This window comes from Streptomyces sp. JLBT605, from assembly GCF_058215555.1.
Genome location: NZ_CM177087.1, coordinates 462,913 through 472,874, shown reverse-complemented (window position 1 = coordinate 472,874; position 9,962 = coordinate 462,913). Strand labels below are relative to the sequence as shown.

Genomic DNA, 9,962 nt, shown 5'->3' with positions numbered 1-9,962 from the left:
CCCTCACTCGTTGGTCGTCGCGGGCGCGAGGCCTGAACCCGGTACCGAGCCGGGCGCGGTGGCAGGGGCAGGGGCTTCGACGAGCACCGCGTGTGCGTTGGTCCCGCCGAACCCGAAGGAGCTGACACCGGCGGTCCGCGGTTCCTCGCCGCGCGGCCAGGGGATGGGCCGGTCCACCACGGTCAGGCCCAGCTCGTCCAGCGGGATACGGGGGTTGGGGGCGTCCTGGTGCAAGGTCGCGGGGATCAGCTCGTGGTGCAGGGCCAGCACGCACTTGGCCAGCCCGGCGAGCCCGGCCGCCCCCTCCAGATGGCCCAGGTTGGACTTGACCGAGCCGATCCGCAGCCGGGACCCGCGGGGCCTGCGACGGCCCAGGGCCGCGCCGAGCGCGGCCGCCTCGATCGGGTCGCCCAGCGGGGTGCCGGTGCCGTGCGCCTCCAGGTATCCGGCCCCGGCCGGGTCCAGTCCCGAGCGGTCCCACACCTCGCGGACCAGCGCCTCCTGCGCGACCGGGTTCGGCGCCATCAGGCCGTTGGACCGGCCGTCCTGGTTGGTGCCGGTCGAGCGCACCACGGCCAGGATCCGGTCGCCGTCGCGCAGCGCGTCCTCGAGCCGGCGGACCACGACGACCAGAGCGCCCTCGCCGCGCACATAGCCGTCGGCCGCCGCCGCGAAGGGCTTGCACCGGCCGCCCGGCGACAGCGCGCCGCTCTCGCCGAAGTTCAGCGTCACACCGGGGGAGAGCAGCAGATTGACCCCGCCGACCAGGGCCGTGTCGCACTCCCCGGCCAGCAGCCCGCGCCGGGCCAGGTGCAGCGCCACCAGCGAGGAGGAGCAGGCGGTGTCCACGGTCATGCTCGGACCGCGCAGATCGAGCGCGTACGACAGCCGGTTGGCGATGATGCTCGGGGCGGAGCCGGTCCCGGTGCGCGCGGTGATCGACGGCAGGTCCTCCAGGGCGGCCCGCCCGTGGTCGTCGCCGCAGGCGCCCACGTACACGCCGGTGCGGGTGGTGGCCAGGCCGTCGGCCGGCAGCCCCGCGTGCTCCAGGGCCTCCCAGGCGACCTCCAGCAGGATCCGCTGCTGCGGGTCCATCTCGGCGGCCTCCGCCGGGGAGATCCCGAAGAACTCGGCGTCGAAGCCGTCCACGTCCGGCAGGAAGGCCCCGTGCCGGTTGGCCCGGTCGACGGCGGCGGCGTGCCCGGGTGAGACCTGGCGGTAGGCGTCCCACCGGCCGGCGGGGACGGTGGAGACGGCGTCCTGGCCGGAGCGCAGCAGCTCCCAGAGCCCGGCCGGTGAGTCGATCCCGCCCGGCAGCCGGCAGCCCAGCCCGGTGATCGCGAGATCCCCCTCACCCGCGGCGGCGTTCCCCGCGTCCGCGGCGGGTGAGGCCGGGGCCGCGGCCGGCTCCCCGGCGGAGCCGCCGGTCAGATGGGCGACCAGCTTCCGGATGGTGGGGTGCTCCCACAGCACGGTCGGCGGCAGGGCGCGGTCGAGCAGCTCCTCCAGCTCGCCGGAGAGCGCCACCGCCTCGCGCGAGGTGAATCCGTAGGCGCTGAACGGCTGATCAAGGTCGACACGGTCCTCGGGCAGCCCACCACGCCGGGCGACGCGACCGATCAGCAGACGGCGCAGCTCCTCGCTCACCGGCCCGGCACCTCGTCGGTGGCGGGGGCGGCCAGCGCGGCGGCCAGATACAGCTCGCGGCAGGCGGCGCGGCGGATCTTCCCGCTCGTCGTCTTGGGCATCGTCCCGCGCCGGATCAGCACCACGTCCCCCAGGTCCAGCGAGTGCCTGGCAGCCACGGCCTTGCGTATCGCGGCACGGATCGCCGTCAGGTCCGCGCCCTCCTGACCCCGGTCGAGCTCGGCGACGACCACGGCCCGCTCCCCGGTCTCGTCCAGCAGCCCGGCCGGGAAGGCGGCGACATGGCCCCGGCGGACGCCCAGGTCGGCCTCCTGGACGGTCATCTCCAGGTCGGCCGGGTGGTGGTTGCGTCCGTCCACCACGATCAGGTCCTTCAGACGGCCGGTCAGATAGAGCTCCCCGTCCCGGAGGAACCCCAGGTCCCCGGTGCGCAGCCAGGGCCCGGAGCCGTCCGTCGGTTCGGCGTCACCGGCAAGCCGCGCGCCGAAGACCTCGGCGGTGCGGTCCGGACGGTGCCAGTAGCCGGCGCACACGTTCGCCCCGCGCACCCACACCTCGCCGGTGCGCTCCTCGGGCACCGGCCGTGCGGTGTCCGGGTCGACGACGCGGACCTCCTGGTCGGCCGGGATCCCGCAGCCCACCACCCGGTAGCCGTCGGCGTCCCCCTCCGGCAGCACGCGGACCCGGTCGCGGGCCAGTTCGGCGCGGTCCAGGGTGAGCACCCGCGGCTCCTCGGGCCGGCCCAGGGTGACCGCGAGGGTCGCCTCCGCCAGGCCGTAGCTGGGGCAGTGCGCCGCGTGCCGGAAGCCGTGCGGGCCGAACTCGGCGGTGAAGCGGTCCAGCGTGCCGGCGCGCACCGGCTCGGAGCCGTTGACCAGGACCCGCAGCGAGGACAGGTCCAGACCCGCCCGGGCGCGCCCCTGGACCCGGTCGGCACACAGCTCCAGGCCGAAGTTGGGCGACACCGTGTGGGTGGCCCGGTGGTCGCTGATCGCGCGCAGCCAGCGGGCGGGCTGCTGGATGAAGGCGAACGGCGCCATGAGGACCACCGGGGTCCGGGTGATCAGCGGCACCGCGATCATCAGCAGCAGCCCCATGTCGTGGAAGAACGGCAGCCATCCGGCGATCCGCGCGTCGGCGTCGATGCCCAGCCCCGCGCAGAGCTGGGCCGCGCCCACGGCGAGATTGCGGTGGGTGACCTCCACGCCCGCCGGGTGACGGGTGGAACCCGAGGTGTACTGCAGGTACGCGATGTCGTCCGCCCGCTCCGCCACCGGCAGCAGGACCTCCCGCGCCAGTGCGGGGTCCACCGCGTCCACACAGAGCAGCTCCGGCTTGCCCAGCTCCGGGGCGCCGGCCAGCAGCTGACGCACCGGCTCCTGGTGGGCCGTGGTCGTCAGCACGGCGCCGGGCGCGCAGTCGGCCATGGCGAGCAGCAGCCGCTCGTCGGTACGGAACGCCTCCGGGGCGTACAGCGGCACCGCGAGCACCCCGGTGTACAGGCAACCGAGCAGCGCGGCGACGTAGTCCGCGGTGTGCGGGCACAGGATCGCGGCCCGCTCACCCGGAGCGACGACCCGGCTCAGCGCCCCCGCCACCGCGCGGGCACGGGCGTCGAGTTGACCGTAGGTCAGCCCGGTCGCGGTGCCGGCCCGGTCGGCCGAGTAGTCAACGAAGGTCATCGCCGTGGCCTCCGGGTGGCGCTGGGCGGCATCGCGGACCGCCGCGACCAGCCCGAGCGGCTCGGGCGAGCTGTTCACAGACACGTTTCTTCCGATCAGTCGCGGGTGGCTCAGCTCAGCTCAGTTCAGCGGCAGGGCGGTGCCGCGTACGTAGGGCGTGTTGGTGGGGTAGCGGGGCCAGGGGCGCACCACCTCGTGGACCCGCACCTGGTACCCGGCGTCGCGGAGCGCGGTGAGCAGCCGGCGGTTGGCGTGGCAGCCGCCGGCCACCCGCCGCCACAGCGGCGCCAGGACGTCCTGGAGCAGGCCGACCGCGCCGGGGCAGCGGACGTGCTCGAAGAAGACCAGTTGCCCGCCGGGCTTGAGCACCCGGCGGATCTCGGCCAGCGCGGCGGGCAGATCGACGACCGTGCAGAGCACCAGGGTGCACACCACCGTGTCGAAGGCGTCGTCGGGCAGCGGCAGCCGCTCGGCCCAGGCGTCCACCACCTTCACCTCCAGCGGCACCTCCTCGGCGCGCCGGGCCAGCTGCTTGCGCATCTCGCTCGCCGGCTCCACGGCCACCAGCGAGTCGGCCTTGGCGAAATAGGGGAGATTGGCCCCGGAGCCGGCGCCGACCTCCAGGATGTCCCCGGTCAGCTCGCTGAACATCAGCGTGCGCAGCGGCCGGCCCCACTTCTCCTCCGCGCGCCGGGTCATCGCGTCGTAGTAGCGGGCGAAGAACTTCCCGCTGCGGCTCTCCAGCTGCGGGTTTGCTTCCGCGGTCGTCATGGCAGGGGCCTCCTGTGGGTGAGGGTGATGGGGCGGTCGGCGGGCACCGCCGTGGGGTACCGGCCGTCCAGGCAGGCGGTGCAGAGGTCGGCGGGGTCCTTGCCCACCGCGCCGAGCAGCAGGTCCAGGGTGAGGAACTCCGCGCTGTCGCAGCCGAGCCGGTCCGCCAGCCGGTCGTCGGACAGGCCGGCGGCGAGCAGCGCGTCGCCGCGCCCGGTGTCGATGCCGTAGAAGCAGGGCCAGCGGTGCGGCGGCGAGGCGATGCGCAGATGGATCTCCCGCGCGCCGGCGGCGCGCAGCAGCGCGGCGACCGCCGCCATGGTGGTGCCGCGCACCAGCGAGTCGTCCACCAGCACCACCGGCCGGCCCGCCACCGCGGCGGGTACGGCCGACAGCTTGGCCCGCACCGCCGCCGCGCGGTCCTCGGCGGTGCCGCCGATGAAGGACCTGCCGATCCCGTCGTGGCGCAGCAGCCCCTGGACGGTGGGCAGCCGGGACCGCCAGGCGTAGCCGTCCGCCGCCACCCGCGCCGTCTCCGGCACGGCGACCACCACCGGATCCACCGCGCCCGGCGGGGGCGGGGCCTGCTCGGCGAGCGCGACGCCCGCCGCGTACCGGGTGTGGTGGACGCTCTGGGCGCCGAGGACCGAGTCGGGCCGCGCGAAGTAGACGTACTCGAAGAGGCAGGAGGCGCGCCGCGCGCCGGGGACCGCGAGCCGGCTGCTGCGGATCCCGTCGGCGCGCACCTCCAGGACCTCGCCCGGCTCCAGCTCCCTCACCAGGTCCGCGCCGACGGCGGCCAGTGCCGCCGACTCCGATGCCAGCAGCCAGGCGTCGCCCAGGCGGCCCAGGCACAGCGGCCGGAACGCGTGCGGGTCCCGCACGCCGTACATCCGCAGACCGTCGGTGAGGACGAGGGCGTACGCGCCGGTGACCGAGGGCAGCACCTCGTGCAGGGCGGCGGGCACCGACAGTCCCCGGCGCTCCATCACGGTGTGCAGCAGCCGGGTCAGCAGCGCGGTGTCGGAGCCGCCCGGTCCGCGGGGCACCGCGTGCGCGGCGGCGATCGCCTCGGCGTCGACCAGGGTGCCGTTGTGCGCGACGGCGAGCGAGGGGCTCCCAGCCTGGCCGCCGACGGTGACCGGCTGGGCGAGCTCCGCGCCCGACCCGGGCCCCAAGGCCCCGGCTCCGGGATCGGTGCCGGATCCGGAAGTGGCGTACCGGACGTGGCCGATCGCGCCGGGCCCGGCGGGCAGGCTCCCCGGGTCGGGGAAGACCTCCGCGACCCGGCCCGCACCGGCCCGGCGCTCCATGCGGCCCTCGCGGCAGGCGACCATGCCCGCGCTCTGCCGGCCCCGGTGCTGAAGGGCCGTCAGCATGGTGCGGACCAGCGGCGCGGCATCGCCCGCCGCTCCCCACACCCCGGCGACCCCGCAGGCCTCGCGCGGCTTGGCGGCCGGATCACTCATGCGGTGCCGCCACGGGCCCGTCGGGCCCGGAAACGTCCCCGCCGGCGCCTGGCGCCGGCCCGCCGGTCTCCCGCGCGTCCGTCTCCTTCAGCCAGCGCTCGAAGGCGGCGAGGTCGGGCAGGATGACGTCGGAACAGGACAGCACCGCGAGGTTCTGCCGCATCGCGGTGATGGCGACGACGGTGGCGCCGCCCCGGTGCGCGCTGAGCATCTCGGCCGCGGTGCCCATGCTGGGCTCGTGGCCCGGCAGCCAGGCCACGCACACATCGCAGGCGGCCGCCAGCCGGGTGAGCCGGTGGAAGGTGCCGGTGAGCAGCGAGACCGCGGGGTCCAGCGCGGCCCGGTGCACCTCGGGGGTGTCCGCGAGCGCGGCGTGGCCCGCCCGGATGGCCTGCTCGTGCTCGCCGATCCACTCCCGCATCAGCAGGTCGGGGTCGTGCACCAGGGCGTCGGGGCGGTGGTCCAGGATGGTCCGCCGCAGGCGGTCGCGGTACCCCTGGTCGGCGAGGTGGGCGCCGGGCCGAGCGCCCTGCATGACGCCGGCCAGGAAGTACGAGCGGGGGCGCGCGGGGCGCGGGCCGGTCACGCGTCCTCCAGCGAGTACTCGGGCACCACGATGCCGGCCGGCGCGGCCGCGTCCCAGAGGGCGGCGGCCTCGGTCAGATGGGCCACGACCTCCTGGCCGGTGGCGCGCACGGCTTCCGCCACGCGTGCCAGTTCGCGCTCGAAGGCGGCGCTGCCCCAGCGGCTCACCGCGCCCTGGTTGTCCCGGGCGATCAGCGCCCGCGGGTCGGCGAGTTGGCCGCGCGGGCGTCCGAAGAAGGGGAGGGCGACCTCGGTGAGGGCGTCGTCGCCCGGGTGCACGGCCCGTATCGACAGGTTGTTCTGCTCGGGGTGCAGCAGCAGCTCGCGCACGAGCGGGGCCGGGACGGGGAGTTCGCCGACGGTCTCCTCGGGGCGCATGGTGTACGCGCGGTGGGTGACGGTCTCGTCCAGCCGCGGGCTGTAGCGCAGGTACTGCAGCCGCAGCACCCCGTCGCCCGGCCGCCACACCGCACGCAGCACGGACGGGGCGGGCGAGCCGTCGCGGCGGCGCCGCAGCGGGTAGGCGTCGCCCTCGACCCGCACCGCGCCGTCCACCGCCTCCGCCCGGCTCAGCCGCAGCGGCGCGCGGTGCAGCAGGTAGGGGTCGAGGATGGTGAGGGTCTCGCCGTCGTCGTAGAGCGCGCAGACGTGCCGTCCGCCGACCCGGTACACGGCCCGCGCGCCGGTGCGGCGCGCCACCCGCTCGCCGGCGTCGAAGGTCTGCCAGGCGCAGGCCGTGCCGAACCGCTCGGGGGACGCCCCGCTCCCGTAGTGCAGGTGGTACTGCGCGGCGCTGTTGTACGGGACTTCGGTGAGCACCTCGGTGTGGATGTCCTGGAGTACCCGGGGGTCCAGGGCGGTGCCGGGGGAGGGAGCCGTCATGGGGTGTCCTTGGGAAGGTGGGCGGTCGAAGGAGGCGGGTCAGCGGGGAGCGGCACGGCCGCGGCCGGCGGCGAGCCCCGCACGCGCGCCGAGGCTGGTGAGCAGGAAGGCCACCAGTTCGGTGCGGCGCGCCACGAGGTAGAAGTGGTCGCCCGGCATGGCCCGCAGCGTGAAGGGACCGGTCGTGCAGTAGCGCCAGCCCTCGGCGTGCCGCGCGGTGACCTCGGTGTCGCGGGTGCCGACGAGCGCGGTGACGGGGCAGTCCAGCGGCGGACCGGGCAGGTAGCGGTAGCCCTCGGCGAGCCGCAGATCGGCGTGGGCGGTGGCCGGCGGCACCGGGCGGTCCTCCCCGCCGGCACCGGTGAGGTGGCGCGGCGCGGTGAGGGGCTCGTGGTGGCGCCGCCGCGGCTCGCGGTGCCGGCTGTCCATGGGGGCGGGATGGGCGGAGACGAACAGCGCGTGCGGGGAGAGCCGATCGGCGGTCAGCGACCGGGCCGTCTCGAAGGCGAGGGCCGCGCCCATGCCGTGCCCGAAGAGCACCAGCGGTACGTCCGCCGACGCGGCCAGCTCCTCGGCGACCGGCCGGGCCAGGTCGCCGAGGCGGCCGGGCAGCGGCTCCCCGGCGCGGTCCTCGCGCCCCGGGTACTGCACGGCGGCCAGCTCCACGGAATCGGGCAGATGCTCCGGCCAGCTCCGGAAGAAGCGGGCCGAGCCGCCCGCGTGCGGGAAGCACACCAGACGCAGCCCGGGGCGGTGCCGGGGCCGCGGCGTCCGCAGCCAGGAGTGCGCGCGGCCCGCCGCCCCTGCCTGCGGCATCAGCCCGTACCTGCCCAAGGGGATCCGACCTTTCACAGCGTGCCCGTAAGTCGAGCGGGAGGAGACCGCCGATTGGCGGAATGAATACCTCCGGAAGAACCACGGGATGGAATTCGATGGGCCGGCGGTAATTGAGAGGGCCGATCGCGGTGCTCTCCGCCGACGAAACCTCCGTCAACCTACGGGAAAGACAGGGCAGAGAAAAGGGAGGTGCACGAAGGGGCAATACCCGCCCACGGCATGACGACTGTGGTGGGACATGTCCAAATTTTTCGGCGGTAGTTCACGTCGTAGAGCCGTTCGATTTTGCCAAACGGTGATCATTTTGAGATTGCCTCCGCCTTTTCCCGCAGGACAGTCTTTGCGGCGGCGTTAACGTTGTTAATACTCCCCGAATACTTCCCCCGGGATTCCTCCGGGATGAGGAGCGAGATTTTCCGTGGACATGGTTCGATGGCCCGACGCGGCCGTGGAGCGGTATCGGAAGGCCGGCTACTGGCAGGGCCGGCCGCTGGGGGACTTCCTCGCCGGGCACGCCGGCACGATCGGCGCCTCCACCGCCCTCATCGCCGAAGGACGGCAACTCACTTACGCGGAACTGGACCGCCGCGCCGGCCATCTCGCCGCCGGCCTCGCGAGCCTCGGCATCCGGGCCGGGGACCGGATCACCGTCCAGCTCCCCAACACCCCCGACTTCTTCGTGCTGCTCTTCGCCGCGCTCCGGCTCGGCGCGGTCCCGGTGCTCGGCCTGCCCGCGTACCGCCGCAGCGAGGCGGTCCACCTCTCCCGCCACAGCGGGGCCGTGGCCTATGTCATCCCCGACACCGACCCCACCTCGGGCTTCGACTACCGCCGGCTCGCCGGGGAGGTGCTTAAGGAGGCGCCGGAGCTGCGCCATGTCCTGGTGGCCGGCGACCCCGGCCCGCACACCGCGCTCGCCGACGTCGAGCGCGCCGGGCGCGAGGCCGGCGGCCCGTACGCCTTCGCCGCGCCCGACCCGCAGGACCCCGCCGTGCTCCTGGTCTCCGGCGGCACCACCGGCCTGCCCAAGCTCATCCCGAGGACCCACGACGACTACGCCTACAACGTCCGGGCCAGCGCCGAACTCTGCGGGTTCGGCCCCGGCACCGTCTACCTCGCCGCGCTGCCCGCCGCCCACAACTTCGCTCTCGCCTGCCCCGGCGCGCTCGGCACCCTCGCCGCCGGCGGGACCGTGGTGCTCAGCGCGTCCCCCGACCCGGACACCGCCTTCCCCCTGATCGAACGTCACCGGGTGACCGTGACCGCCGTGGTGCCGCCCCTCGCGGCCCTGTGGTCGCAGGCCGCCGAGTGGTCCCCCGACGACCTCGGCAGCCTCACCCTGCTCCAGGTGGGCGGGGCCCGGCTCGGTCCCGAAGCCGCCCGGCGGGTGCGCGCGGCCCTCGGCTGCGAACTCCAGCAGGTCTTCGGCATGGCCGAGGGACTGCTCAGCATGACCCGCCCCGGCGACGACGCGGAGCGCGTCGCCACCACCCAGGGCCGGCCGCTGAGCCCGGACGACGAGATCCGGGTGGTCGACGCCGACGGCGCCGACGTACCCGAGGGCACGGTCGGTGAGCTGCTCACCCGCGGCCCGTACACCCTGCGGGGCTACTACCGGGCCGAGGAGTACAACCGCACCGCCTTCACCGCCGACGGCTTCTACCGCACGGGCGACCTCGTGCGGCTGCTGCCCGGCGGGGACATCGTCATCGAGGGACGGAAGAAGGACCTCGTCAACCGCGGCGGTGACAAGGTGTCCTCGGACGAGCTCGAGGGCCACCTGCGCGCCCACCCGGCCGTGCTGGACGCCGCCGTGGTGCCCGTCCCCGACGAGTACCTCGGCGAACGCACCTGCGCCTGGATCGTCCTGCGGGAGGGGCACACCGGCCTGGACGACGGCAGCCTCGACACCTTCCTCGACGAGCGCGGCCTCGCCCCGTACAAGAAGCCGGACCTGGTCCATTACGTCGACGCCCTGCCCTTCACCGGTGTCGGGAAGGTCGACAAGCGAGCCCTCGCGCAACGGGCGGCCGACGCCGCCGCCCGCGAGCGCTGACCCAAGGGGATGTCCCACGCCTCACGAGGGCGG

The 9,962-nt window shown here is 75.1% G+C and carries 8 protein-coding genes; 1 reads left to right on the top strand and 7 read right to left on the bottom strand.

Features of this window, described 5'->3' with window-relative positions; genetic code table 11:
• Positions 1–3: 3 nt before the first annotated feature.
• From AC4BDD_RS02355 to AC4BDD_RS02325, 7 genes are read right to left on the bottom strand one after another with little or no spacing between them, the layout of a single operon-like run.
• A complete protein-coding gene (locus tag AC4BDD_RS02355) occupies positions 4–1,647 on the bottom strand; it encodes a type I polyketide synthase (RefSeq protein ID WP_490689279.1) in 1,644 nt (547 codons plus the stop codon).
• Complete coding sequence (locus AC4BDD_RS02350) at positions 1,644–3,407, bottom strand: fatty acyl-AMP ligase (RefSeq protein WP_490689278.1); 1,764 nt, start codon at positions 3,405–3,407, stop codon at positions 1,644–1,646. The genes AC4BDD_RS02355 and AC4BDD_RS02350 overlap by 4 nt, the downstream gene beginning before the upstream one ends.
• A gap of 42 nt (positions 3,408–3,449) precedes the next feature.
• Positions 3,450–4,100: a class I SAM-dependent methyltransferase gene (locus AC4BDD_RS02345; RefSeq protein ID WP_490689277.1), complete on the bottom strand. Its 651-nt coding sequence runs from the start codon at positions 4,098–4,100 to the stop codon at positions 3,450–3,452.
• Positions 4,097–5,569, bottom strand: coding sequence for an amidophosphoribosyltransferase (gene purF, locus AC4BDD_RS02340; protein ID WP_490689276.1), 1,473 nt, complete (start codon positions 5,567–5,569; stop codon positions 4,097–4,099). Before purF ends, AC4BDD_RS02345 begins: the two co-directional genes overlap by 4 nt.
• Positions 5,562–6,155 (bottom strand): hypothetical protein, encoded by a 594-nt coding sequence (locus AC4BDD_RS02335; RefSeq protein WP_490689275.1) that lies wholly within the window; start codon positions 6,153–6,155, stop codon positions 5,562–5,564. Before AC4BDD_RS02335 ends, purF begins: the two co-directional genes overlap by 8 nt.
• Complete coding sequence (locus AC4BDD_RS02330) at positions 6,152–7,036, bottom strand: hypothetical protein (RefSeq protein ID WP_490689274.1); 885 nt, start codon at positions 7,034–7,036, stop codon at positions 6,152–6,154. The genes AC4BDD_RS02335 and AC4BDD_RS02330 overlap by 4 nt, the downstream gene beginning before the upstream one ends.
• 39 nt (positions 7,037–7,075) lie before the next feature.
• Positions 7,076–7,852, bottom strand: a complete 777-nt coding sequence (locus AC4BDD_RS02325) for a thioesterase II family protein (protein ID WP_490689273.1) — start codon at positions 7,850–7,852, stop codon at positions 7,076–7,078.
• Positions 7,853–8,297: 445 nt separating this feature from the next.
• On the opposite strand from AC4BDD_RS02325, the gene AC4BDD_RS02320 reads away from it, so the two are divergent.
• Positions 8,298–9,929 carry a (2,3-dihydroxybenzoyl)adenylate synthase gene (locus AC4BDD_RS02320; protein WP_490691624.1) on the top strand — a complete coding sequence of 544 codons (1,632 nt, stop codon included), beginning with the start codon at positions 8,298–8,300 and terminating at the stop codon, positions 9,927–9,929.
• The last annotated feature ends 33 nt before the right edge of the window (positions 9,930–9,962 follow it).

Coding starts and splice junctions, on each gene's coding strand:
- AC4BDD_RS02345 (WP_490689277.1), bottom strand. CDS start 4,100: ATGACGACCGCGGAAGCAAACCCGCAGCTGGAGAGCCGCAGCGGGAAG.
- purF (WP_490689276.1), bottom strand. CDS start 5,569: ATGAGTGATCCGGCCGCCAAGCCGCGCGAGGCCTGCGGGGTCGCCGGG.
- AC4BDD_RS02330 (WP_490689274.1), bottom strand. CDS start 7,036: ATGACGGCTCCCTCCCCCGGCACCGCCCTGGACCCCCGGGTACTCCAG.
- AC4BDD_RS02325 (WP_490689273.1), bottom strand. CDS start 7,852: ATGCCGCAGGCAGGGGCGGCGGGCCGCGCGCACTCCTGGCTGCGGACG.
- AC4BDD_RS02320 (WP_490691624.1), top strand. CDS start 8,298: ATGGTTCGATGGCCCGACGCGGCCGTGGAGCGGTATCGGAAGGCCGGC.